Annotated in this window: 23 protein-coding genes; 17 read left to right on the top strand and 6 right to left on the bottom strand. The window is 47.2% G+C overall.

The features are described 5' to 3' along the window. Nucleotides 1–167 precede the first annotated feature (167 nt). Nucleotides 168–1,322 (bottom strand): THUMP domain-containing class I SAM-dependent RNA methyltransferase, encoded by a 1,155-nt coding sequence (locus BLS69_RS13595; protein ID WP_091032274.1) that lies wholly within the window; start codon nt 1,320–1,322, stop codon nt 168–170. Between the two features lie 239 nt (nt 1,323–1,561). Here BLS69_RS13595 and BLS69_RS13590 point away from each other — a divergent pair, with 239 nt between their 5' ends. Beyond that, nucleotides 1,562–2,194: an O-methyltransferase gene (locus BLS69_RS13590; RefSeq protein ID WP_036670998.1), complete on the top strand. Its 633-nt coding sequence runs from the start codon at nt 1,562–1,564 to the stop codon at nt 2,192–2,194. Between the two features lie 191 nt (nt 2,195–2,385). Here the strand turns inward: BLS69_RS13590 and BLS69_RS13585 are convergent, their stop codons facing one another. Next, nucleotides 2,386–3,597, bottom strand: a complete 1,212-nt coding sequence (locus BLS69_RS13585) for an asparaginase (protein WP_091032272.1) — start codon at nt 3,595–3,597, stop codon at nt 2,386–2,388. A 486-nt stretch (nt 3,598–4,083) separates the two neighbouring features. On the opposite strand from BLS69_RS13585, the gene BLS69_RS13580 reads away from it, so the two are divergent. Next, nucleotides 4,084–5,286: a cytochrome P450 gene (locus BLS69_RS13580; RefSeq protein WP_091032269.1), complete on the top strand. Its 1,203-nt coding sequence runs from the start codon at nt 4,084–4,086 to the stop codon at nt 5,284–5,286. 107 nt (nt 5,287–5,393) lie between these two features. Here BLS69_RS13580 and BLS69_RS13575 read toward each other — a convergent pair whose 3' ends face one another. Further along, entirely contained in the window at nt 5,394–6,605 is a 1,212-nt protein-coding gene (locus tag BLS69_RS13575; protein ID WP_017689411.1) for an MFS transporter, read from the bottom strand. Nucleotides 6,606–6,809: 204 nt separating this feature from the next. On the opposite strand from BLS69_RS13575, the gene hemE reads away from it, so the two are divergent. From hemE to BLS69_RS13545, 6 genes are all read left to right on the top strand, one after another. Next, nucleotides 6,810–7,874: a uroporphyrinogen decarboxylase gene (gene hemE / locus BLS69_RS13570; RefSeq protein ID WP_091032266.1), complete on the top strand. Its 1,065-nt coding sequence runs from the start codon at nt 6,810–6,812 to the stop codon at nt 7,872–7,874. Beyond that, on the top strand, nt 7,867–8,817 hold the full coding sequence (gene hemH / locus BLS69_RS13565) for a ferrochelatase (protein ID WP_091032262.1): 951 nt from the start codon (nt 7,867–7,869) through the stop codon (nt 8,815–8,817). The genes hemE and hemH overlap by 8 nt, the downstream gene beginning before the upstream one ends. Next, nucleotides 8,817–10,241 carry a protoporphyrinogen oxidase gene (gene hemY / locus BLS69_RS13560; protein WP_091032259.1) on the top strand — a complete coding sequence of 475 codons (1,425 nt, stop codon included), beginning with the start codon at nt 8,817–8,819 and terminating at the stop codon, nt 10,239–10,241. The genes hemH and hemY overlap by 1 nt, the downstream gene beginning before the upstream one ends. Nucleotides 10,242–10,425: 184 nt before the next feature. After that, the gene (locus BLS69_RS13555; protein ID WP_091032256.1) at nt 10,426–11,838 is read left to right on the top strand and encodes a CapA family protein; all 1,413 of its coding nucleotides are present in this window, start codon (nt 10,426–10,428) and stop codon (nt 11,836–11,838) included. Nucleotides 11,839–11,862: 24 nt separating this feature from the next. Then, nucleotides 11,863–12,615, top strand: a complete 753-nt coding sequence (locus BLS69_RS13550) for a glycerophosphodiester phosphodiesterase (protein WP_091032254.1) — start codon at nt 11,863–11,865, stop codon at nt 12,613–12,615. Nucleotides 12,616–12,662: 47 nt separating this feature from the next. Then, a complete protein-coding gene (locus tag BLS69_RS13545) occupies nt 12,663–13,295 on the top strand; it encodes a fumarylacetoacetate hydrolase family protein (RefSeq protein WP_091032252.1) in 633 nt (210 codons plus the stop codon). A 122-nt stretch (nt 13,296–13,417) separates the two neighbouring features. Here the strand turns inward: BLS69_RS13545 and BLS69_RS13540 are convergent, their stop codons facing one another. After that, on the bottom strand, nt 13,418–13,825 hold the full coding sequence (locus BLS69_RS13540) for a hypothetical protein (protein WP_091032249.1): 408 nt from the start codon (nt 13,823–13,825) through the stop codon (nt 13,418–13,420). Between the two features lie 388 nt (nt 13,826–14,213). On the opposite strand from BLS69_RS13540, the gene BLS69_RS13535 reads away from it, so the two are divergent. The 9 genes from BLS69_RS13535 to BLS69_RS13495 all read left to right on the top strand — a co-directional run bounded on the left by BLS69_RS13535 (nt 14,214) and on the right by BLS69_RS13495 (nt 23,665). Then, nucleotides 14,214–14,771 (top strand): MarR family winged helix-turn-helix transcriptional regulator, encoded by a 558-nt coding sequence (locus tag BLS69_RS13535; RefSeq protein WP_091032246.1) that lies wholly within the window; start codon nt 14,214–14,216, stop codon nt 14,769–14,771. Between the two features lie 59 nt (nt 14,772–14,830). Further along, nucleotides 14,831–16,279, top strand: a complete 1,449-nt coding sequence (locus BLS69_RS13530; protein ID WP_091032243.1) for an aryl-sulfate sulfotransferase — start codon at nt 14,831–14,833, stop codon at nt 16,277–16,279. Nucleotides 16,280–16,318: 39 nt separating this feature from the next. After that, nucleotides 16,319–17,347, top strand: a complete 1,029-nt coding sequence (locus BLS69_RS13525) for an ABC transporter substrate-binding protein (RefSeq protein ID WP_256332293.1) — start codon at nt 16,319–16,321, stop codon at nt 17,345–17,347. A gap of 27 nt (nt 17,348–17,374) precedes the next feature. After that, nucleotides 17,375–18,151, top strand: coding sequence for an ABC transporter ATP-binding protein (locus BLS69_RS13520; RefSeq protein ID WP_091032238.1), 777 nt, complete (start codon nt 17,375–17,377; stop codon nt 18,149–18,151). 17 nt (nt 18,152–18,168) lie between these two features. After that, nucleotides 18,169–18,942 (top strand): ABC transporter permease, encoded by a 774-nt coding sequence (locus BLS69_RS13515; RefSeq protein ID WP_074094444.1) that lies wholly within the window; start codon nt 18,169–18,171, stop codon nt 18,940–18,942. 228 nt (nt 18,943–19,170) lie between these two features. Beyond that, complete coding sequence (locus BLS69_RS13510; RefSeq protein WP_091032236.1) at nt 19,171–19,980, top strand: DUF92 domain-containing protein; 810 nt, start codon at nt 19,171–19,173, stop codon at nt 19,978–19,980. A gap of 13 nt (nt 19,981–19,993) precedes the next feature. After that, a complete protein-coding gene (locus tag BLS69_RS13505; RefSeq protein WP_017689402.1) occupies nt 19,994–20,572 on the top strand; it encodes a TetR/AcrR family transcriptional regulator in 579 nt (192 codons plus the stop codon). 60 nt (nt 20,573–20,632) lie between these two features. Further along, nucleotides 20,633–22,564, top strand: a complete 1,932-nt coding sequence (locus BLS69_RS13500; protein WP_091032233.1) for an ABC-F family ATP-binding cassette domain-containing protein — start codon at nt 20,633–20,635, stop codon at nt 22,562–22,564. Nucleotides 22,565–22,726: 162 nt separating this feature from the next. After that, entirely contained in the window at nt 22,727–23,665 is a 939-nt protein-coding gene (locus BLS69_RS13495) for a hypothetical protein (RefSeq protein WP_091032230.1), read from the top strand. Nucleotides 23,666–23,785: 120 nt separating this feature from the next. On the opposite strand, the gene BLS69_RS13490 is transcribed toward BLS69_RS13495, so the two are convergent. Both BLS69_RS13490 and BLS69_RS13485 read right to left on the bottom strand, forming a co-directional pair. Next, complete coding sequence (locus tag BLS69_RS13490; RefSeq protein WP_091032227.1) at nt 23,786–24,826, bottom strand: M42 family metallopeptidase; 1,041 nt, start codon at nt 24,824–24,826, stop codon at nt 23,786–23,788. Between the two features lie 113 nt (nt 24,827–24,939). Further along, nucleotides 24,940–25,320 (bottom strand): LapA family protein, encoded by a 381-nt coding sequence (locus tag BLS69_RS13485; RefSeq protein WP_091032225.1) that lies wholly within the window; start codon nt 25,318–25,320, stop codon nt 24,940–24,942. Between the last annotated feature and the right edge of the window lie 103 nt (nt 25,321–25,423).

Genomic DNA, 25,423 nt, shown 5'->3' with positions numbered 1-25,423 from the left:
TAGGGCTCCATTCATTATAGCGTGGCCTCATGTGTTTTCAACTATGCCCCAGAAGAATTGATTTCTGCTGAAGCGAAGAGCGAAGTCGATGAATTCTTATGACCAGAAAAGCGCATAAAAAAAGTGCGCCGGCCATGAATGGCAGGAGCACTTTAGATTCGAAATAATTATGAAGATTGTGGTGTTTTATTTCGTGGGGGCAGTGGACCCAAATACTGATAGTACTGGGTTTCGATTCGTCCGTTGAACAACTTGCGACGTTTGTCTGCCTTATGACCGAAATACTCCTCAAAAGCTTTGGTTGACGTGATGGCAAAAAAGGACCATGTTGGCATGTCGAGGTAACTGCGCCCTAATGAGCGGAGCAACTTCTGAACTTCTTTTTCTTCACTCAAACGTTCACCATATGGGGGATTGGTAATGATGACACCATATTCACCCTGTGGTCTTGCGCGGTGAGCCGGCAGGACGCTGACTTCAATATCTTTGGCGAAGCCAGCACTTTTGATCGCTGCCATAGCAACTTCAATCGCTTCAGGATCAATATCGCTACCTGAAATCTGTAATGGGACATCGTCACGTACAGCATCGAATGCTTCTTCGCGCGCCTGTTCCCATAATTCTTCAGGAATGACAGCCCAGTCTTCAGAGTTGAAGGTTCGACGAAGTCCTGGTGCAATGTTCCAGCCGATCATAGCGGCTTCGATCAGCATTGTGCCTGATCCACAACACGGGTCATAGAATGGACGGGTTACATTCCAGCGGCTAAGCTGAATAAGAGCTGCAGCAAGTGTTTCTTTGAGTGGCGCTTCGGTGACGAGTTTACGATAACCCCGTTTATGCAGACCTGGTCCCGTTGTATCTAAAGTAAGCAGGGCGCGATCGTTCAGCAGAATAACCTCAATCACATAACGAGATCCATCCTCTGGGAACCACTCTGTGTCATAAGTCAGCTTCAGTTTCTCTACGATTGCTTTTTTCACGATCCCTTGTGATGCAGGCACACTGCTTAACTGGGATTTTTGAGAGCGACCCTCTACAGGGAATTCGCCGTCGGCTGGAATCCACTCTTCCCAAGGCAGTGCTTTGGTGCCTTCAAACAATTCGTCGAAAGTTGTGGCAGGGAATTCACCCATTTTCACCAATACGCGATCCGAACTTCTCAGCCACAGATTACAACGGCATATATCAATATAATCTCCTGTAAAGAAAACCCGGCCGTTGTCGATCGTAACATCTTCATACCCCAGTTGCTTTAGTTCCCGGGCAACAACAGCCTCGAGTCCCATCGCCGAGGTTGCAATCAATTGCAATTGAGCCATGTGATTCATTTCAACTCCATTTCAAGCTGGAGAAGGGAGATCCTTCTCTCTGCTGTATAGTAACGGTGCGGCCTTGCCGCTTTCCGTGAAAAAACTTACAATGAGAAATGCGGTGAACGTATGCACTCCTCTTTCGAGGTGATGCATCAGTCAACCGCCTGTGTTGATAACAAACATTTATTATAGAACATTGGCATCCATATGGAAAGCAGTCCAAGTGTCCAAGGAGGATTTTAGTGGTGAATCTGACCCCTGATGAATATGTAAATCAATTATTTCAAGAGGATGAGCTTTTGCTAAAAGTGAAAGAGGCCATCCGTTCGAACGGGATGCCTGAAGTTTCCGTTGCTGCGGCGTATGGACGATTGCTCACGTTTCTAGCGAAGACATCCAAAGCAGAAGCTGCGCTCGAAATCGGCGTGCTGGGCGGTTACAGTGGGATCTGCATTGCACGAGGTTTGCGTGAGAATGGAACCCTGACTTCGCTGGAACTGAAAGAGGAATATGCGGCAATGGCGCGTGGTCATCTGGAAGAAGGCGGTTTTGGCGAAAAGGTAGAGTATCGCATTGGCCCAGCAGCAGACAGCCTGGAGCAATTGGAGCAAGAAGGTCGCACATTTGATTTCTTCTTTATTGACGCAGATAAGGAGAATTATCCGGTATATCTTGACTATGCCATTAAGCTGGCTCGGCCAGGTGCGGTCATTGTAGGTGATAATTGTTTCCTGCGTGGTCGTACGCTGAATCCGGACAAGCAGGGCCCGGCCGTGCTTGCTGTTCGCCGTTTCAATGAACAGATGGCAAGTGACCCGCGTCTGGTGACGACGATGTTGCCGGATTACGATGGGCTGGTACTTGCCTGGGTGAAGTGAAAGTGAAAATTTCCTAAAGATAAATAAAACTCCGACGGAACACGATCTCACCTTTTATGTTTGTGAGGGGGATCGTGATTCTGTACGGAGTTTTCTAAAAACACACAAAGAAAGAGATGACAACATTTTAAATGATCAAAAATGTGTCGTCTCTTTCTTTGTGTGTACAGATACCGTTGTAGTCGTTCTATTTATACTTCAGGTGTTCCGTACGTTTCAAACCATTTTTTGATGGTGTCAAAATCATCACTGAAGGACAAGCTCAGCATCAATAATACACGAGCTTGTTGTGGACTGAGGTTGTCGCCTGCAATGATACCTTTGCCACCGCCGTACACACTTCCTGAACCCGTCCGAGTGGTGGTCACAAAGATAACACCTTCTTCAATGGCTTTGGTACGAGCTTGTCCCATAGCTCTGGAGATACCGCCAGCTCCGGTACCGGAAGTCACGATTCCTTTGGCACCACTGCTCACGAATCCTTCAATGGCTCCACCGCCAGCTTCTTGATATGAGATGGCAATTTCTACTTTGGCCAGATCTGCCTTTGTGATTTTACTTAGATCAAATACGGGCTTCGCTGTGCCTTCAGGTTTCAAGGCACGTGCAGGAGCGCGGTAGATTCGAATGTTTTCTTCATCAATATATCCTACAGCGCCGAGCATCGGCGTTTCAAACGTATCTGTTCGATAATCATTTGTCTTGGTTACACCGCGAGCAAGCTGGATTGTATCATTCAACATGAGCACTGTGCCAAATGAAGTGGTACGACCACTACCTGCAAGTTTGATTGCGTTGTACAGATTGGCTTGAGCGTCAGAACCGATGACAGTCCATGGACGCATGGAGCCTGTGATCACGACAGGTTTGTCACTCTGAACCGTCATATCGAGGAAATAAGCGATTTCTTCCATTGTATCTGTACCCGTGGTAACGACAACACTGTCATACATTGCCAGAGCTTTGTCTACCGTCTGCGACAAGTCATAGAGGTCGGTCATGCTATAGGAACCTGAACCTGAGTTTCCGAATTGGAGTGTGCTAACATCAGCAATCTTCTGTTTATCCGGTAAGGCGTCTACCATCTCTCCAATGGGAAGCGTACCTGCCTTGTAATTCTGGAAGCTGGTGGCATCCTCGGATTGACCGGCAATCGTTCCGCCAGTTCCGATCACCAATACATTAGGGAGTGCAGATTGCTTGGAAGAGTCTGGTATTGCAGGGATGGAAGTATTGCGAGCCGGAGTAGTGGTTGCTGTCTGAACAGCACCTGTTGTGCCTTTCACCTCTACCGTAGCTGCGTGCGCAGCGTTGGTTCCAATGGGGGACAACGAGATGGTCAATGCTGTTAAAGCTGCGGTACTCCATACGGCCCAGGGACGAAGCTTGGATGTTTTACTCATGAATAGCACTCTCCTTCAAGTAAGTGTGATGTTAAGTTTTTTAAGAAGAATATGTATACCATTTCAAATTGATTGTATTTCATGTCAAGTAATATGACAAACATAGATAATGGTAGAGTAATCGGTTACATTCGTAGATAGTGAGAGTAAAATGATTATTTATGAGGAATTACGAAAGAATATTCAGTCTGATAGAGATATATAAGAGTTGATTTTAGTTGTTTTGAAGAGAAATACGCCTTCATTGTGTTAGTTAATATTACATAATGAGTCTTTTGTCCTGATAAAACGATGTATTTTAATAAAAGAATGTCGAATTGGGACTCATATCAGAAGTAGGTAACAGAATGAGAGGATGATAGTAACGCATATTAGGTAATGGGGCTCAATTACGGTCTAAAGAGTGGTTTCGTTATAGAGTTATGTTTATAATAGGGGTGATCAACATATGTAAATAAATATATAATACTGATTGGAGGAGAAACGATGAAACAGGCACCGAGAAAGTATGCAAATTACATTCCGATTCGGGAACTGGAGACTTTGGAAGAGAGGTTATCTCCCTTCAAGGTGTATGCAGAACTTCGTGATAACACTCCAGTCCGATATGATGAGCATCGAGAATGTTGGGATGTTTTCGGGTATGAAGATGTGAAGTACGTTCTGAAAAATCCCAAACTGTTCTCTTCTGCACGTGATCGTGCCAATACGAGCATGTTGACGACAGACCCTCCCAAACACAAACAGCTGCGTGATCTGGTGAACCAGGCGTTTACACCCAAGGCAATTGAAGCATTGGCTCCCCGTATTCAGGAAATCACAGATGAGTTAATTGCTCCACACCTGTCAGAAGGGCATATGGAACTTATTGATGACCTTGCAACACCATTGCCCGTCATTGTCATTGCGGAATTGATCGGAGTCCCTGCGGCGGATCGTCAAAAGTTCAAGGACTGGTCTGATGTATTGGTGAAAGGCGCACGTGATGATAGTGAGCAGGCTTTCCAGGAGTTATTGGAGGAGAAAAAAAGAAATATGCAGGAGTTGCATATCTATTTCACTGGCATTATGGAAGAACGTCGGTTGCAGCCAAAGGATGATCTGATCTCATTACTGCTTGCTGCGGAGATTGATGGTCAGAAATTGACTTCAGATGAAGTGGTAGGCTTCTGTATTCTCTTACTCGCTGCCGGTAATGAAACAACAACCAACCTGATTACCAATGCGGTTCGTATTCTGTCTGAACAACCTGAGCTACAACAGGAGTTGCGCGAACATCCTGAACGGATTACTTCTGCGATTGAAGAGACGCTGAGATATTATCCGCCAATTGTCGCGATTGGGCGGGTTGCCAAGGAAACTGTAGAGTTGAATGGTCAGATGATTCAAGCCGGGGAGCAGGTGATTTCCTGGGTTGGAGCAGCCAATCGGGACAGTGCCCAATTTGAAAACCCGGAAGATTTCATCTCTGATCGCAAGCCGAACAGGCATATGGGCTTTGGTTTTGGCATTCATTTTTGTCTGGGTGCACCACTCGCTCGATTGGAGGCAAGGGTAGTTCTTCATACATTGCTTCAGCACATGGGAAACATTCAACTTGTTCCGGGAACGGCTCTGCAACCGATACAAAGTGCTTTTGTATTTGGTGTGAAACATTATCCGATACAATTCAATCTAATAAATAAATGATGAATGGCGAATGAATGACAAAAGCCGCTCTCAGGCCAATTAGGCGCTGGAAGCGGCTTTTTCAAATGAAAAAGTTAAGATGTACTAATTAAGAAATGGATAGGGAATCAGGATTCCCGAATAGAAGCAGGTTTGTTATACAATTTGAATCGGACCCAAACCATATTAAGCAGCAGCAGTCCGCCAGATACGATAAACAGACCTTCGATTCCGATGAATCCTGCCATAAATCCTCCAATGATCGCTCCAAGCATGTTGCCCAGCGCCAGAGTACTCGTATTAAAACTGAATGCACGGCTGATCATGCTATCGGATGTATAGGAACGGATCAGGGCATTAACGCTCGGAAGCAGTCCACCCATGAACACACCCATCATGAAACGAACAAGAATGAGTTGCCATACGGTCTGAACAAATGCCTGCGGAATTAGCATGAGTCCTGTACCTATGAGGGAGAACGTCAGCACCTTGTGAGGACCAATCCGGTCACTCAGCTTCCCGAGAATCGGAGACATCGCCATATTGGATAGTCCCGTAACTGCACCGACAAGTCCTGCCCAGAAGGCCACATTTACATCCGAACCATGCAATTTTTGCACATACAACGGCAAGAGTGACATGGGGCTAATCATCGCAAACTGCAACAGAAACGTCACAGCAAACAGTGCGGGAAGTTGAGGTGACTTATTCAATTCCTTCAGACCGGACAATACGGATTGTGCCGGCAGTTTGGCTGCTTCTTGACGGTCGAACTTCTCCCTCACCAGGAACATGGCGAGCATGGAAGCGACAAAGATCAGTCCACCTGTAATATAGAAAATGGGGCGGAAGCCTACCGCATCCGCTAACAAACCACCAATGAGTGGACCCAGGATTGTGCCGGCAACCTGCCCGGACTGACTGATTCCCATGGCAAAACCCATGCGGTCTTTCGGTGTGGTACCCGATATCAGCGCAACAGCTGCAGGATTGAAACCGGAGATGGTACCGTTAAGCAAACGCAATAAGAGAAGCTGCCAAGGATTCTGTGCCAGACCCATAAGGGCAATTACGATGGCCATCCCGAATCCCGAACGCAGCAGCATTACTTTTCGGCCATACTTGTCCGATAACTTGCCCCAGAGCGGTTGGAACAAAAATGAGGTGAGGAAATTGGCTGCAAAAATAAATCCCGCCCATATGCCAATTTCATGTTCGCCAACAACGCCCAGATCTCTTGCGAGATAAAGAGACAAAAATGGGGTAATCATGGTCATGCCCGAATTGACCAAAAATTGTCCGAACCAAAGCACAATGAGGTTTACTTTCCACGTTTTCAAAGTGCTTTCACTTCCTTTCAAAGATATTTCTGTAATTCTCAAAAAAACACCATTCTTTCATTATAACATAATTGGCATATGAGGGATGGGTGTAAGGAATGTCATAGTATTGTCACGTAGAACGCATCTGCATGTGGTTGTTACGGCTGTTTAAAAAGGGCATAATGGTAATTATGAGTCCAAAAACTATTGGAGGCTTCTTACATGAGCTATAATGATCGACTGATTCGGGCAAGTTTCAAACAACAGGTAGACCGTGTCCCGGTGTGGTACATGCGTCAAGCTGGACGTTACGATCCTGAATATCGCAAAATTAAAGAAAAGTACTCCTTGTTAGAAATCTGCAAACAACCCGAGCTGGCGGCTGAAGTTACACTCATGCCGGTACGCAAACTTGGTGTAGATGCGGCTATTTTGTATTCCGATATTATGAATCCGGTTGCCTCATTGGGCATTGATTTTGACATTGTAAAAAATATTGGTCCAGTTATCGATAATCCTATTCGGTCTGCTGCAGATGTGGATCGGCTCCGTCCCATCGACGTAGAAGGAGATCTGTCACATATTCTGGAAACCATTCGAATTCTGGATAAGGAGCTTGATGTGCCTCTTATTACGTTTGCGGGCGCACCATTCACGATTGCGAGTTATCTGATTGAAGGCCGACCTTCGAAAGGTTATATCCGCACCAAAACGATGATGTACAGCGAGCCTGAGGTGTGGCATAAGCTGATGCAGAAGCTTGGTGATATGGTTATTACATATGTCCGTGCGCATATTGCGAATGGCGGTAAGGCATTCCAGTTGTTTGACAGCTGGGTTGGAGCACTTTCTCCCAAAGACTTCAGAACATATGTGTTGCCTACGATTACCCGTATCTTTACCGAATTATCGGATTTGAATGTACCGAAGATTTATTTCCCTGGTGTTGCATCGGGTGAGTTGTTGCCAGCACTGCATAATCTGCAAGCCGATGTAATTGGATTGGACTGGAGAGTATCCATTTCAGAAGGGCGTCAACGTCTTGGTGGCAAGTTTGCAGTACAGGGTAACCTGGACCCATATGTGCTGACTGCCCCGATGGAACTGATTAAAGAGCAAGCCAAAGTGATTATTGACGAAGGAATCAAGGAGCCGGGTTATATTTTCAACCTGGGACACGGATTGTTTCCTGAAGCATCGCTAGAGAAGCTCAGAGAACTAACGGCGTTTATTCATGAATATTCTGCCGAAGCAATGAAGACTGGGGTGACGGTAACTAATGACTAATACTGTAGGTGTACTGGTGATGTCGTATGGCACACCCGAAAATATGGAGAGTGTTGAAGCGTATTACACACATATCCGCAGAGGACGTCCGCCTGAACCGGAGCAATTGAAAGAACTGACGGATCGTTATGAAGCCATTGTTGGCGGTGTTTTCCCCCTTCGGGAGAACACAGACAATCAGGTCAAGGCCCTTCAAGAGACATTAAACCGCGATGAGCGTGGCACTGATGTGGAATTCCATTGTTATCAAGGACTGAAGCATGCCTATCCGTTTATTGAGGATGGCGTGGAGCAGATGGCTAAGGATGGAATTCAGACAGCAATTGGTATTGTACTGGCTCCTCATTTTTCAACGATGAGTGTAGGCAGTTATATCAAACGTGCGCGTGAAAAAGCAGAAGAGCTGGGCGTTCATATGTCCTTTATTGAGAGTTATCATCTGCATCCGAAGTTAATTCAGGCGTTGTCCACACGTGTCAGTGCCAAGTTGGATGCGTTCGAAGAAGCTGGAGCCAAACGCGGAGATGTGAAGGTATTGTTCAGTGCGCACAGCCTGCCGGCACGTATTGTGGAGATGGGTGATCCATACCCGCAACAATTGCTGGAGACCTCGGAAGTGATTGCCTCACGTGTAGGAATAACCAATTGGCAATTTACGTGGCAGAGTGCCGGACGAACAGCTGAGCCTTGGCTTGGACCGGATATTCTGGATACGTTACAGGAGCTTTCGCGTGAACAGGTAGAGGATGTACTTGTGGCACCAATCGGGTTTGTCTCGGATCATCTCGAAGTGCTCTATGATCTCGATATTGAGGCCAAATCGATTGCCAAAGAGATCGACATGCGCCTGATGCGTATTGATTCTCTCAATAGCGATCCTCTATACATGGAGACGTTAAGCGACGTTATTATAAGCCAATGGCAGCAAGGGTCGGATGAGTAATGGGTGATAAGAAACGCCGTGTTGTTGTTGTCGGCGGTGGCCTTACCGGCCTCAGCGCGGCATTTTATATCCGCAAGCATTACCGGGAAGCAGGAGTTGAACCCGTGATTACTTTGGTCGAGAAAAGCTCGTCCATGGGAGGCATGATTGAGACACTGCACCGGGATGGATTTGTGATTGAAAAAGGGCCCGATTCTTTCCTGGCTCGCAAAACAGCAATGATTGACCTTGCTAAAGAATTGGAGATTGATCATGAGCTGGTCAGTCAGAATCCGGAGTCGAAGAAAACGTATATCATGCAGCGTGGCAAACTTCATCCTATGCCAGCAGGACTTGTTCTTGGTATTCCTACAGAACTAAGACCATTCTTGAGAAGTGGTCTGGTCTCTCCGGCAGGCAAACTGCGGGCGTTGATGGATTTTGTCATCCCGCCGCGTCGTACAACAGAGGATGAATCGCTTGGTTATATGATTGAACGCCGTCTTGGAGCAGAAGTGCTGGAGAACTTGACGGAACCACTGCTCGCAGGAATCTATGCAGGTGATATGCGGCGATTGAGCCTCCAGGCTACCTTCCCGCAGTTCGGAGAAGTAGAGCGCGATTACGGCAGCTTGATCCGGGGTATGATGACGGGTCGCAAACCGGCTGAGACGCATACCGGAACAAAACGGAGCGCTTTTTTGAACTTTCGCCAGGGACTTCAGAGCCTTGTTCATGCACTCGTCCATGAGTTGCAGGATGTGGATCAACGTCTGAACACTGCGGTGAAGTCGCTGCAACGCCTTGATGGAGCGCAGACCAGATACAGTGTTGAACTTGGTAATGGCGAAATGCTTGAAGTCGATGATGTAGTGATTACTGTGCCGACCTATGTCGCGTCGGAGCTGTTGAAGCCTCACGTGGACACAGCGGCACTGGATGCGATTAACTATGTGTCTGTAGCCAATGTCGTGCTCGCTTTTGAGAAAAAAGAGGTGGAGCATGTATTCGACGGGTCGGGTTTCCTCGTTCCGCGGAAAGAGGGGCGGAATATTACGGCTTGCACGTGGACATCGACGAAATGGCTGCATACCAGCCCGGATGATAAAGTACTGCTCCGCTGTTATGTTGGTCGCTCCGGTGACGAACAGAATGTGGAGCTTCCGGATGAAGCGCTGACGAATCTGGTTCTCAAGGATCTGAGAGAGACGATGGGTATTGAAGCAGTGCCGATCTTCTCCGAGATTACAAGGCTTCGTAAGTCCATGCCACAGTATCCGGTGGGACACCTCCAACATATTGCCGCCCTCCGTGAGGAGCTTGGCAGCAAATTACCGGGTGTGTACATTGCGGGTGCAGGTTATGAGGGTGTAGGTTTGCCTGATTGCATCAGACAAGCGAAGGAAATGTCTGTTCAAGCTACACAAGAGCTTGCAGCAGATTAAGTACAGCAAGAGAGCTGTCTCAAACGTAGAATTATCTACTGGAGAGATGGCTTTTTTATATGAAGATCTGGAAGCTAACCGAGTTAATACCCTTTCAATCGATACAGTTCCAAGGAATGATGGAAATCCAGAATATGCCTGATATAATGGTATGTATGGCTGTGAAGAAGAAGAGGAGTTGCTTATGTATCCCCCAAGATCAGAGCGAAGTGTAAAGAAGAAAAAAGGCAAACGCACGCGCAATACAATCATCTGGACAGTTAATATTGTATTGATCATGGCAATTGGTCTGGTGGGCATTTTTTATGTTATTAATACACGTCAGCAACAGGCGGACCAGCCAGTGAAACAAGAAATCGTCGATCAGGATCAGCCTTCCATTGGAGATGATGCCAAAGGCGGGGATCAAGTAAGTTCTCCAGACTCGGAATCTGATGAGACTTCGGAAGAAGAACCCGAAGCTACGGATGAAGAGACAACAGCGGATGCAGATAAGACATCTGGAGCAGCGACACCTGACACTTCAGGCAATACCAATAGTGGGAAAGCAGAATCCGGAACGAAAAAACCTGCGGCAGATTCTACACCGTCCGGCACCAAGGGAAATGCAGGTGTGGATCAGGAATCAGGGACATCGAAACCTTCCAATTCAGCGAAGGATGTCACGATTAACTTTGTGGGTGATATTCAATTCTCGGGCAAAGTTGCTGAGCTGTTGGATAAGAACGGTTATGATTATCCCTTTGCCAAACTCGGCAGATTATTCAAGGATGATGATCTTACCATCGGCAACTTGGAGACACCGATAACCCTGGGTGGTACTGGTGCAGTCGACAAAACCTATGTATACAAATCTTCGCCCAAAGCATTGGCGGCAATGGCCTCTGCGGGTTTTGATGCTGTCAACTTGGCTAACAATCATATTCTGGATCAGGGCGTAGAGGGTTTGGTGGATACGTTAACTTATCTCAAGGAATATGGCATAGTTCACACCGGGGCAGGTATGAACAGGGATGAGGCCTATGCACCAGCATATCTGGAACGCAAAGGCATGAAGATTGCATTGCTTGGGTTCTCACGAGTTGTACCGGAAACGAGTTGGAAGGCGGAAGGTAATCGGGCAGGCGTGGCTGAAGCTTATGATTCCACAGGGGCAGTCACAGCGATCCAGGAGGCCCGTAAGAAGGCTGATCTGGTGATCGTGGTTGCACATTGGGGAGAGGAACGTGTAAGTACTCCGAATAGTGACCAGACCCGATTGGCTCATGAGTTTGTAGATGCTGGCGCTGATCTGGTCATAGGTGGTCATCCTCATGTGTTGCAAGGGCTGGAGTACTATAAGGGGAAGTGGATTGCATACAGTACGGGAAATTTCATTTTCTCCAGATCAACAACCGAAGAGACATGGAAAACGGCGGTATTTCAGGCTCGTTGTAGTCAAGATGCAGCTTGCAGCATGAAAGTTATCCCTTATGAGGCCGGGCTAGGTCAGGCCATTCCGATGATCGATGAGGCGAACAAACTGCTGTTGGAACAGATGGCAAAGCTCTCTCCTGGTATTCGATATGATGGGAATGGAGTCGCTTCACCTAATTAAAAACCTTTTTGAGGAGGGAATCGAATGAACAACCTTTGTGTAGCGCACCGTGGATTTTCTTCTATTGCACCAGAGAATACGATGGCTGCATTCCTGATGGCCATGGAACGGCCTGAAGTTCAGTGGATGGAGCTGGATGTGCAGTTGTCGCGTGATGGTGTACCGGTGGTCATTCATGATTTTACAGTGGATCGCACGACAAATGGCAAGGGCCTGGTTCGGGAAACCGATTGGGCAGATCTGCAACGACTGGATGCCGGATCGTGGAAAAATAAGTCTTACAAAGGCGAACGGATTCCGGCGCTAAGTGAATTGTTAGATCGCTCGTGCGGCAGAGTACGTTTGAACATTGAACTGAAAACGCAGGGAGACATGTACCCGGGTCTGCCTGCGGCTGTTATACATGAAGTGAGAAAAAGACATATGCAAAATGATGTTGTGATCACATCATTTGAACCAGCCGCTCTGATCGAAGTGAAGAAACTTGCACCGGAGATCCAGACGGGGCTGATTATCGATGCACGACCAGGTGATCTGTTAACCGCCCTGCGGCAGATGAATTGTACATTCCTCTCGATTGGATACACCAATGTGGACAAATCCTTAATGAACGAGATGCGGAGTGCAGGCATTCGGGTGATGGCTTGGACAGTGGATGACAAGACCATTATGAAGAAACTGGCGGCAGTTGATCCAGAACTCATGTTATGTACGAACCGTCCTGACGTATGGGAGCTGGCATTTCAGGAGACGAGCAGCCGATTTTTCAGACCCTAATTTACACCATACACACTAATGAATCCAATAAAGGTGGTTATATACCCATGTTGACTAACATTCGCAATGTATACTGTGTAGGACGCAATTATAAACTTCATGCGGAAGAATTGGGTAACGCGGTTCCGGATGAGCCAATGATCTTTATGAAACCTTCTCATGCAGTCGTGTCCCTGAATGGTGAAACGCTTGAATTGCCTGCTACCAAGGGTGAAGTTCACTATGAAGCTGAACTGGTCGTGCAAATCGGCCGGAGTTATGAACCAGGTATGGCGGTAGATGAGCTGGTGGATGCGTATGCGTTTGGTATTGATTTTACGTTACGTGACGTACAGACCGTGATTAAGAAAAAGGGCCACCCGTGGACAGCGGCCAAAGGGTTCAGAAATTCCGCTCCGGTTACTACATTTCAGGCATTCCCGGGTGCGGCAGCATTACTGGAGAAAGACTTTACATTGACCAAAAATGGTGAGGAAGTCCAGCGTGGTAACATTCGTAACATGATCTTCAGTTTACAGGACATTGTGGAATATGTAGGTCACCATTACGGCTTGGGGCCGGGCGATGTCATTTTTACAGGAACACCCGAAGGTGTTGGACCAACACAAGCAGGAGATGTGCTCGAACTGGCATGGGACGGCGAATCCTTGGGTGCCTGTACGATTGGGGCAGCGCAATAAGGATTACACATCATACCTGCTTGAGATGAATAGGGTACAAGAAAGGGGCGTGCATACGCTCCTTTTTGCTGTGTTATCGTGGATATATGTTTATATCTTCATCGTACGGATACGCTACTAATTTACGCCAAGCTGTATGCTGTATTTGCGCTCTGTGTGACCAACTCTTCCAGTTCAGCTTGTTGTGCAGCATGTTGCTCCGAGCTGATACTTCCACTTGCGAGCCGTTCATCCAACTGCTCTCTGAGCTGTCTTACTTGTATAGCAATGACCTCATCCAAATTCCCGTTGTTTTCTTCCGTAATCATCCTCAGTGATTTGCCGTTGTACAGTTCCTGATACAGATCCGCTTCTGAAGGCTGATTCAGAGCGCTGAGCAGCTCGTCGCTACTTCCCTCACGAGTGTCCAAGTCAACGATGGACCATTTAGCAGTAGGTATGGGAGAGATGGCGGATTGGCCCCATGCTGTTCCGGCGAAGGACATGGTGACAATCATTGTGCCTATAATAATGACTCTTTTCATATTCATATGGATAATCCTCATTTCTGTAGTTGAGTACGAACTGAATCGTAACTTGTCGTTGATGTAGTTGTAGATGTTTCGATCTGAGAATAGTGTAAACGGGAAACCTGAAGTGAAACTTAAAACAGGATAAGTAATTTCAACCTAGCGGAGAATGGCTGCAAAAAGAAAAGATCACTAATATAATTCACACTTGACAGGTTGGGTTAGTTGGTTATATGATAATCTCAATTATTTTAATACTCATTAAATGAACAGTGAAATAATTTGAACTGAAAACTGCATTGAGCTGATTGGACCACCAAAGGCTCCCGGGACTACTCCTCTAAGGAATGTCCTCGGGGGCCTTTTTTCGTATGCTGTTGGGGTTTCAGACGATCAAGGAGGTTATGGAATGAGTGATAGAGACTGGGAAGCGTTGGAGCGGACGGATTGGTTATTTCGCAAAATGGTCAGACGATTCGTCAAAGAGCGGGATCGTATCTCTGTAGAAGGTATCAGCCTGCCAGGCATGCTTATCCTGCACAAAATCATTCGTGAGGGAGAACAGCGGCTTGGAGATCTGGCAGAACAATTGGACTTTACATCGGGTGCCATTACAGCTCTGACCGATAAGTTGGAGAAAAAGGGACTCACCATCCGCAGACGAAAGGAAGACGACCGCCGGACGGTTTTACTGGACATCACATCCAGCGGGCGGGAGATGTATGCGAGAAACAGCAATATCGGTGCCCGATGTATCACGCTTCTGTTTGAGGGTTTTACGAGTGAGGAACTGGAGCAGCAAAGTCAATTCTACGAGCGGGTAGTAGCGAATCTGGAGGGATTCTCGGACACGGTGCTGGAATTGGCGGTGAACAACGGGATACAAGAACATGATCGGTCCTCCACAAGTAACCTTGAGCAGAAGCAGCGGGACAATACCGGGAAGAGTAACTATCTCAGTTATTGAGGTTGGGTTACAGTAAGGACATTTGATATACCACAAACATTCTAGGGGAGAGATGATCAATGGGACACTCAACAATATATCCAACTGGAGCGACGTTATACAATCCGGATAAGGCTTGGGGCGGTTATACCGTTTATCAGGCAGGTGAGGAAGGCGTAGTGTTGATCGATATGAATGGCAAGGAGGTTCACCTGTGGAAAGGATTGTTAGGTTTTCCGGCTAAAATATTACCTGGCGGCTACGTGCTGGGCAGCACAGGCCGGAGAGATCCGAAGTTCGGTATTCAGGATAATGTCGATCTGGTTCAGGTGGATTGGGACGGCAACATTGTATGGAAATACAATAGCTACGAACACATCGAAGATCCGGGGTATGAGCCATTATGGTATGCCCGCCAGCATCATGATTATCAGCGTGAGGGAAATCCGGTAGGTTATTATGCACCTGGCCTTGCGCCAAAGACGAAGAGTGGCAAAACACTTATTCTGGCACACAAAAATGTGAGTAATCCGCAAATTTCAGATAAGCCATTGCTTGATGATGCCATTATCGAAGTGGATTGGGAGGGGAAGGTACTCTGGGAATGGCTGCCTAACAAACACTTTGAAGAATTAGGTTTTGATGAAGCTGCTCGAAATGTTCTGTTCCGTGACCCGAATACACGTTCTTTCGGTCATCTGGGTGGTGGCGTTGGTGACTGGTTACATATTAATTCTGCTTCTTATGTCGGACCCAACCGTTTCTATGAAGAAGGAGACGAACGCTTCCACCCCGACAATATTATCTGGGATGCCAGAGAGGCCAACATCATCGCCATTACAGACAGACAGAGCGGAAAGATCGTGTGGAGATTAGGGCCAGACTATACTTCACCTGAAGTGAAACACATCGGCACAATTATCGGGCAGCATCATGCACATATCATTCCCCAAGGTCTACCGGGAGAAGGCAACTTGCTTGTATTCGACAATGGCGGCTGGGCAGGTTATGGCCTCCCAAATCCGGCTTCTCCATTTGGATTGAAACATGCGATTCGGGATCACTCCCGTGTACTGGAGATTAACCCGGTCACCCTGGAGATTGTCTGGCAGTATACCTCGGCAGAAGCAGGTTTCTCGGTTCCGACGGATTCTTATAAATTTTATAGCCCATACATCAGTTCCGCCCAGCGTTTACCTAACGGCAACACCCTGATAACCGAGGGTTCCAATGGCAGATTGTTCGAAGTGACAGCGGAGCATGAGCTGGTCTGGGAGTATGTCTCCCCGTACACAGATGGGCGGAATACCAATATGGTCTATCGTTCGTATCGAGTTCCTTATCAGTGGGTTCCACAGTTGGAGAAACCGCAGGAAGTTGCGATCGAAGCTATTGATGTCTCCAACTACAGAGTGCCGGGAGCAGCACCCAAAGGTTCTGCATCCATCGTGAGCGTAGAGACAACTCTTCCATTTGTGGAGGGTGCAGCCTGTGTGGCAACGTCGGATGAAGGCAAGTCAGGCGGTTAAGCGTCAAGAATCATGACTAGATCGAATGGGGTGTATATTTTGAGAAAACCATCCATAGTAACTGGCGTATTGATATTATTTCTGGCCACGGCACTCCTATTATCCGGATGCAGCTCAAATGCAGCAGGATCTGGAGCCAAAGACACTACCGGCAAGAATGCCGATAATGTAAAAATTCGCATCGCAGATACAAGTACGAACCCAACGTTCAGGGTAGCCATTGCCAAAGGTTTTTTTGAAAACAGGGGCATTGATGCAGAGAGTATTACCTTTGGCTCACCGGCTGAAGGTGTAAATGCACTATTTATCAAACAGGTAGATATTGCGTACGGGGCGGACTTTCCTGTATTAAATGCTTTGGCTAAAGGGGAATATTCAGTCATCGCTTCTGCAGGTCAGACTACGGATGAAGCGGCAGCCGCCTGGAAACTGTATGCAAGGGATGATATTCAGAGTGGAGCGGATTTGAAGGGCAAGAAAGTGAGTTTCATTCGAGGTACATTTATTCCATATCTATGGGATGAATATTTGAAAGATCAGGGGGTGGCGCTGAGTGATGTGACGCAAATTGGTCAGGGGGCTTTTGATGAAGCCTACATCGCACTGAAACAGGGAGACCTTGATGCCGCTTGGGTTATAGGTTCAGCGTTAACCGATAAATTCGATGCACTCGAAGGAGTACATCAGCTGACGGATATGTCTCAGACGCCTATACGCCTTGGTATGGGGCTGGTATCGAGTAATGACTTCATCCAGGCAAACCCCGAAAAGATCAGTGACTTCCTCGCGGCTCTTGATGAGGCATCTACGTATGCCCAAGCGCATCCTGAAGAAGTGGCGGATCTGATGTATCAAGAGACCAAACAGCCTAAAGATGCCACCTTGAAAGACCTTCCGATCAATCCATGGGAAGTTGGATTTACGCAGGCCGCTTATGATAGTTTGGCAGGTCAGAAGCAATATATGGTGGACACCGGAATCATCGAACAGGATTTTGATCTCGACACCAAACTCAATCTGACTTCTCTCCAGCAGGCGTTGCCGAAAAAAGTGACATACAGTAAATAATTCTTATTGAAATGGGAGGTGTCCGTTATGTCCTTACCTGCAACTCAGCATACCATTCATATTGAACAGCTTCGGAAAACGTATCATGCCCCGACCAATGGGGATGTGCATTATATCATTAAGGATGTTGATCTGGTTATCAAGGGAGGGGAGTTCTTTGTCCTGCTTGGTCCCAGTGGGTGCGGGAAGTCAACGCTGCTGAACATGATCGCTGGTTTTATTTCCAAGTCGGGTGGGCAGCTCAAGGTAGACAACAAGGAGATCGAAAGACCAGGCAGGGATCGGGCAATGGTATTCCAGCAGGCGGATTCTTCTCTCTTTCCATGGCTAACTGTGAGGGAAAATGTTGAATTCGGACTTCGAATGTCCAAGGTGCCTAAGACACAACGACGTGAGATCTCTGATCGATACATCCAGCTTGTTGGACTGAGTGCTCATGAGGGAAAATTTCCAAAAGAACTCTCGGGTGGCATGAAGCAGCGGGTTCAATTGGCCCGCGTACTTGCGAATGACTCGGCGATCTTGTTGATGGATGAGCCATTCGGTGCACTGGACGCGATGACGAGACGGACCATGCAGAAGGAACTGGTGAATATCTGGAAAGAAACCCATAAAACCGTTATCTTTGTCACACACGATATTCAGGAGGCGTTATTGCTTGGTGAGCGCATAGGCATTATGTCTGTAGGTCCGTCTTCGAATATCACGGATATTTACCACAACACGTTACCTTACCCGAGGAACATCGCCTCGTCTGAGTTCAACACTTTGTATGACCGAATTCAAGGCCACTTTGAAGAATGATTGAGGTGATATACAAGATGAAATGGTTGGAGAAAAAATGGGTGTCTATCCCGCTTCTATGGGTAACGGTCATCTTAATCTGGCAGCTTGGTGCCCTTATCTATGGGCCTGACGTAATCCCTGGTCCGTGGCACACGATCCTGGGAGCACGCGAACTGATAGCTGACGGTACGCTGATGGAGTATATCGGAATCAGCTTCACTCGTGTACTGGCCGGCTGGGTACTCGGAAGCATCATTGCTATTCCGGTAGGGCTGATTATTGGCAAAGTTCATCTCATCCGGCTGTTCGCCGAACCGTTCCTTAACTTTATACGTTTTATCCCGCCGATCGCCTTTATTACCTTATTTCTGGTGTGGTTCGGAATTGGTGAGCAATCCAAGATCGCGCTCATTATGTACGCAACCTTCTTCATTGTTGTATTGAATACACTGACAGGTGTACTCTCCGTTGAAGAAGATAAAATCCGGTCGGCCCGCAGTATGGGAGCCAATGAACGGCAGATTCTGCTGCATGTGATTGTTCCGGCGACAACCCCGTATATCTTCACGGGTGTGCGACTGGCGATGGGAACTTCTTATATGGCCATAATCGGTGCTGAGATGATTGCCTCGAATGAGGGAGTCGGTTACTTGATCTGGAATTCCAGACTCTTTTTCCGAACAGATTGGATCTTTGTCGGGCTGATTTCCCTGGGTTTTATGGGATTCCTGACGGATCGATTGTTCAACTGGTTTGGTCGCAGAGTACTCTACCGATATGGGGTAATTGGCGGAGCGAAGCGGGTCTGAATTAGAACATAGGAACATTGAATTCCAGACGTTACTTGAAAAGGGAAGTTATCTTGTTTTGACGTTTGATCGATAACCTGTTTTGGCACTTCTACACGAGGCCAAAACAGGTTTTTTGTGTGCTGGCGTAAGGAGTTTCGGCATTGGGATCAAACCGTGGTATAATTGAATTTCAAAAATACAATAAACGTCATGCGGGCTGTACATACGCTGCATGCAGGAGACATTATGGATTGGATTATTGGCGCCGTATGCGCTTCTATGGTGGCAGGTGCTGCCTATGCGAAAAAGTCGCTAACCCTGTCTGGCTGCCTGGCAGCAATCATGATGGGAACGATATATTACGGAGCGGGGAACCTGTTCTGGTTTGGCACGTTATTGATGTTTTTCATTACTTCAACGTTGCTCTCCAGGTTCCGTAAAGATCGGAAGCAGGAGCTGGAGAAATCCTATGCCAAGTCAGGAAATCGGGATGCCGGGCAAGTGATGGCTAATGGTGGAATGGGCATGTTCCTATGTCTGGGATACTGGATATTTCCGCATCCGGCATGGGTGTATGCTTTCATTGGTGTAATGGCTACCGTTACATCCGATACATGGGCAACCGAAATTGGGAGTCTTAGTCGCAAGCCGCCGCGCTCTGTGCTCACGTGGAAGGTACTTACGCCAGGTGCTTCAGGAGGTGTCTCACTTCTTGGCACCGGGGCTGCAGCCTTAGGCGGGGCTCTGATTGGTGCGGGAGCATTCTTGTTTTCCTGGATCGCCGGGATAGAAGGGCTTGTTCTGTTTAGTTGGACTTTTGTGGGCCTTGTAGGTGGATTGGCAGGCGCTTTTGCTGATTCTTATCTTGGCGCAACGGTGCAGATGATGTATCGTTGTACCGTGTGTGGCCGTGAAGTTGAGGTACATGAACATTGCGGGCATCCGACGGTTCGGGCTCGTGGCTGGGCATGGATGAGTAACGACCTGGTGAACGTGCTTAGCTCGGTGATCGGCGGATGTGTAGCGATTGGTTTAGGTAACATTTTGGCGTTGTAGGGGGGAGTACATTTTGAGCACTGTACAGGGAGACAAATCGGAGGCTATTTTGGATGCGGCCTATGGTATTTTTGGCTCGAAAGGTTTTTATGAGACCAAAATGTCTGATATTGCAGACGAAGCCGGCATCGCAAAAGGCACCATTTATTTATATTTCAAAAGCAAGGAACAACTTTTTATCGCAGTATCCAAGCGGGATTGTAACAGTTTTATCAGCCGTCTTGAATATGCTTTGAACTCGCATGAGAACACAGGTGATAAACTTGGAGCAATAGCCAAGACCCACCTTACGTATTATTATGAGCGTCGCAATCATACCAAGCTCTTTTTTATGGCACCCAATAATGATCCGGATCTAATGAAATTCATGAAGGCATTCATGAATCAATACATGAGTATGGTGTGTGAGGTACTGGAGAGTGCAAGTGTACCTGAGCCTGTATTGCTCGCTGAAGCCTATATCGGAATTCTGGACCGGCTGAAGATGGATATCATGTTGAATCCGGAGTTTAATGAGGAACATCTGAACAAACGAATTGCTTTTGCAGCAGCATTGTTTCTGGACGGATGCCGTTCTTTTTTACAAGTGTAAAGTGAGTGCGCGGATGTACGTAATATTGAATTTTAATTTACAGAGAAGTGGGTACGAGCAATGAACATAATGACGGTAGAACAAATTGCAAAAAGTTATGGCGAAAAAATATTGTTCAAGGATGCTTCATTTGGTATGGCTGATCAGGACAAGATTGGTGTCGTTGGGGTAAATGGAACCGGTAAATCCACGTTTTTGCGTGTGATATCCGGTATGGAACCTGCAGATTCGGGACAGATCTCGATCGGTAATGATGTACGTATTCAGTTCTTGGCGCAAAATCCGGACTTCAATCCGGATAATACGGTACTGCAACAAGTATTCGAAGGTGACAGCATGGAAATGAAAACCGTGCGTGAATATACGGAAACGATGGAATTATTGGAACTGAATTCGTCCGATCCAGCATTGCAAGAGCGGTTATTACGTTTGAATCAGCAAATGGAGCAGCTTCAACTCTGGCAGATGGAGAGCGAAGCGAAGAGCATTTTGTCCAAACTGGGTATTCGTCAATTCGATGCACTGATGGGCACATTGTCTGGTGGACAACGCAAAAGGGTAGCACTTGCCGCTGCACTGATTCATCCTTGCGAACTGCTCATTCTGGATGAGCCGACGAACCATATTGATAATGATTCGGTCGTATGGCTCGAGCAGTACTTGCAGAAGCGCCGCGGCGCACTGCTTATGATTACGCATGATCGGTATTTCCTGGATCGTGTGGCGAATGTCATGCTGGAATTGGATCATGGTCGTTTGTTCCGCTATGAAGCCAACTATACACGTTTTCTTGAACTGAAGGCAGAACGTGAAGAACGGGAAGCCTCTTCCGAACAGAAACGCAAGAACTTGCTTCGAACGGAGCTCGCATGGATTCGTCGCGGTGCCAAGGCACGGACAACAAAACAAAAAGCGAGAATTGATCGCTTCGAACAACTTAAAGACCAACAAGGGATCCAGCGCTCGGGTTCATTGGAAGTATCGGTTGGCTCCACTCGTCTGGGGAAAAAGATTCTGGAGATCGAGCATCTTTCCAAATCCGTCGGTGGTCGCAAACTGATCGAAGATCTGAGTTATATTGCCGTACCTGGAGATCGGGTCGGGATTGTTGGACCGAATGGTAGTGGTAAGTCCACGTTGTTACAGATGATATCTGGCAAGTTGGAACCCGATGCAGGCGTGGTTGACGTTGGTCCTACGGTCAATCTGGGCTATTTCACACAGGAACATCAGGAGATGGATGAATCTCTTCGTGTTATTGAGTACATCAAGGAAGTGGCTGAGAATGTGAAAACAGCCGATGGCTCTCTGATTACAGCATCCCAGATGCTGGAGCGATTCCTGTTTACCCCGGCATCCCAGTGGACGCCAATCTCCCGCCTGTCTGGTGGAGAGAAGCGTCGTCTATATCTGCTGCGTGTGCTGATGGCTGCGCCGAATGTATTGCTGCTGGATGAGCCGACGAATGATCTGGACATCCAGACACTCGCTGTACTGGAAGACTACCTGGACGATTTCCCGGGTGTTGTCTTTGTGGTCTCCCATGATCGCTATTTCCTTGATCGTACTGTGGATAAAGTGTTGTCTTTTGAGGGCAACGGTGCTGTACGTGTACACGTCGGCGACTACAGTGAGTATGCGGAATGGATGCTGAAAAATGCACCCGGAGCTACTCAAGAGAGTGACACAGGAACAGCGAAGGTGAAGCAGTCATCGGAGAAAACGACTCCTGCTGTGTCAGCGGCTAAACCGAAGTTGAAATTCAGCTTCAAAGAGCAACGTGAATACGATCAGATTGATGAAAATATTGAGAAGGCTGAAGCTAATCTTGTCCGGATTAACAAAGAGATGGAAGAGTCGTTTAGTGATTCTGCCCGTCTACAGGAGTTAATGGCGGAGCAGGTTGAGGCTGAACGTCATCTGGATGAATTGATGGAACGCTGGACCGTTCTGAATGAACTTGCAGAGCAGATTGAACAGAGCAAGTCTTGATTTATAACTAAACATCGCCCTTTTTTCCATAGTGACTTTATGTCGCATTGGAGAAAAGGGCGATTTTTTGTCTGCGAATTTGCGCTTTTATGTGAAACGTTCTGTATGTTCATTACGTTGTATAAGTAAAGAATTCCATAGAAGGGAGAGAACACCACACTTATGTATAAGGAAATTAATCAACAGTTGGCAGTGCTCAAGGAAAAGGGGAGAATTTACGAGAAATGGACCAAACGTCTGGAGAAGCTTCAAACGGAGGAAAGCGAATGGGAAGCAAAGGTAAAGCGTCGTCTGGAGCATCTCCAGAAGGAGCAGAAGGATGTTGATAGACTGAACAGTATGACATTGTCGGCCTTTTTCTATCAACTGATTGGCAAGAAGACAGAACGTCTGGAGAAGGAAGAGCTGGAACTGATGGAGAGCAAGGCTGCATACGACACCGCTTGTCGCATGTTACAAGACGTACAGGAGCAACGAATTCATGTGGAGCAGGAGTTGGAGGGCGGGCGGCAGTATCAGTACTGGCAAAGCGACTACAACGCGCTGTGGGGGAAGAAGGAAGGTCGTCTGCTGGACCAGGATGCGGAATTGCAACAGATGGCTGAGAATCGGGAACATCTGGCGAGCGAGCTACAGGAACTGGATGAAGCTTTCCGGGAGGGAGAATATCTGCTCTATGCCCTTGAACGTGCCGAGAAGGCTTTGTCTTCGGCAGGTAATTGGGGTGTATATGACATGATGGGCGGTGGGGTCATCTCCACGCATATCAAGCGAGGAAGAATGGATGACGCTCAGGTCGCCATCATGGATGCAGGTAAGCGTCTACGACGTTTTCAGAAGGAACTGGAGGATGTAGAGATGGCTGTACACGCGGATCTACATCTGGGAGGTCTGCTTTCATTCGCAGACTATTTCTTCGATAACCTCTTTGTGGACTGGATGGTTCAGGACAAAATTCGCAAAGCCGAACGTCAGGTGAAGGATGGACTGAGCGCGGTTCGGAAAACCATGCATGTATTGAGAAATGAAATGCGTGACCATAAGGCAGAGTTAGAGATATTGGAGCGTAAATATCATGCATATGTCGAACAGGCAGATTAAGAGATATGACAACAAAGGCCCCTTCCAAGCACACCGAATTGCTGTGCTTGGAAGGGGCCTTTTGCTTAGAAGAACATGTGGATGTTATCCATGATAATTTCGTCGATCAATGATTCTGTTTTACTTGGTTGTAATGTAAGCTGCGAGCAATCGTGCCGTATTCAGGACAGCATCCTTATGTGTACGCTCCATGGAATGAGATGCGTGAACTCCAGGACCGATCAGTGCTGCACGGATATTGTTTCCTCCGCGTAATGCTGCACTGCCATCTGAGCCGTAGTGGGGATAAATGTCGACGACGTAATCCATTCCATCTTGTTTGGCCAGTTCAATGAGACGACAGGTCATATCGTAGTCATACGGGCCAGAAGAATCTTTGGCACATATGGAAACGTCGGTTTCTTTACAACTCAGGTCATCGCCCATGGCTCCCATGTCTACAGCGATCATTTCACTGATTTCCGCAGGGATATACGATGCGCCATGTCCAACTTCTTCATAATTCGAGATAAGCAGAGAAACGTTATGTAATGGCTTCCAGCCTTCACGATGTGCAGACTCAAGGATGCCGAAGAGGGCAGCTACGCTGGCTTTGTCGTCCAGATGACGTGACTTGATATAACCACTCGGCGTGATGACTGCGCGAGCATCAAAGGAGATAAAGTCACCGACAGAGATCCCGAGTTTCAACACATCTTCCTTGGAGGAGACAACTTCATCGATTCGAACTTCCATATGGCTCTCAGTCCGTTCAAATGTGCGTGCATCCGGATAAACGTGGACAGACGGATGAAGGGAGAGAATGGTGCCTGTGTATGTCTTTCCATCCCGAGTATGGATGTTGCAATATTCGTTTTCGATACTTTGCATCGAAAATCCACCGACAGAGGTAAGCTTCAATGTGCCATAGGATGTAACCGAGCGTACCATGGCTCCTAGCGTATCCACGTGGGCGCTTAAAGCGATTGTCTTGGAAGAGTCCTGTCCGGGCAATGTAAGTACCGCACCGCCCTTGTTATTCAGCTCACAGGCGATGCCCAGTGCTGCTGCTTCCTTCCGGATCATCTCGATAATATGATGTGTGTAACCACTTGGGCTTGGTGTATCCAGCAATTTTTTCAGGAAAGACAGAACGTATGATTCATCAATTGTAAAACTCATTGTGTAATTTCCTCCTCGGATCGTGGGTATGGTGTGAAACAAAATACAGCCTGTCTGGGGGAGAGAATGTGATACTACCATTCCTGACTCGCCAGCAGGCTGTCTCTGATTGGTTACAGTGTTCCCGTAGGGTTTCCTTTGCGCTGACTCTGGATCGAATCTTTCTCCAATAGGCTGTTGGATTCATTTGAGTCAAGCGAATCCATCGTTTTGAAAGAATCGAGCGAAGATTTGCTTGTCGCGGAACTTTCCAATTCAGATACACGCAATTTCAGTTGTTTATTTTCACGTTGCAGTCTGTACTGGCGATAAATTCCATATGACCCTACAATAATTCCACCGATCAGGGTACAGCCGAGAATGAGCAAGATCAGCGGGATTTGTACCGTGTTAAATAACAGGTTGACTTGTACGGAATCCACATTAATGACCGCAAAGATTCCCGTGAGCAGTGCAAAAACAAGACCTGCTATGAGTGCCCATTGCATTTTCATGGTGTTGCCTCCTTGTTGAACAATTGAGAACTAGATATGCATTACCCATATTCGGGTATGTTGCATCTTGCAATGATGATAAAATCCCCTGCCCAAACGGGCA

Source organism: Paenibacillus sp. CF095, from assembly GCF_900101225.1.
Classification (GTDB): domain Bacteria; phylum Bacillota; class Bacilli; order Paenibacillales; family Paenibacillaceae; genus Paenibacillus.
Note: the sequence above shows the minus strand (reverse complement) of the source record. Positions and strands in the feature narration are given on the sequence as shown.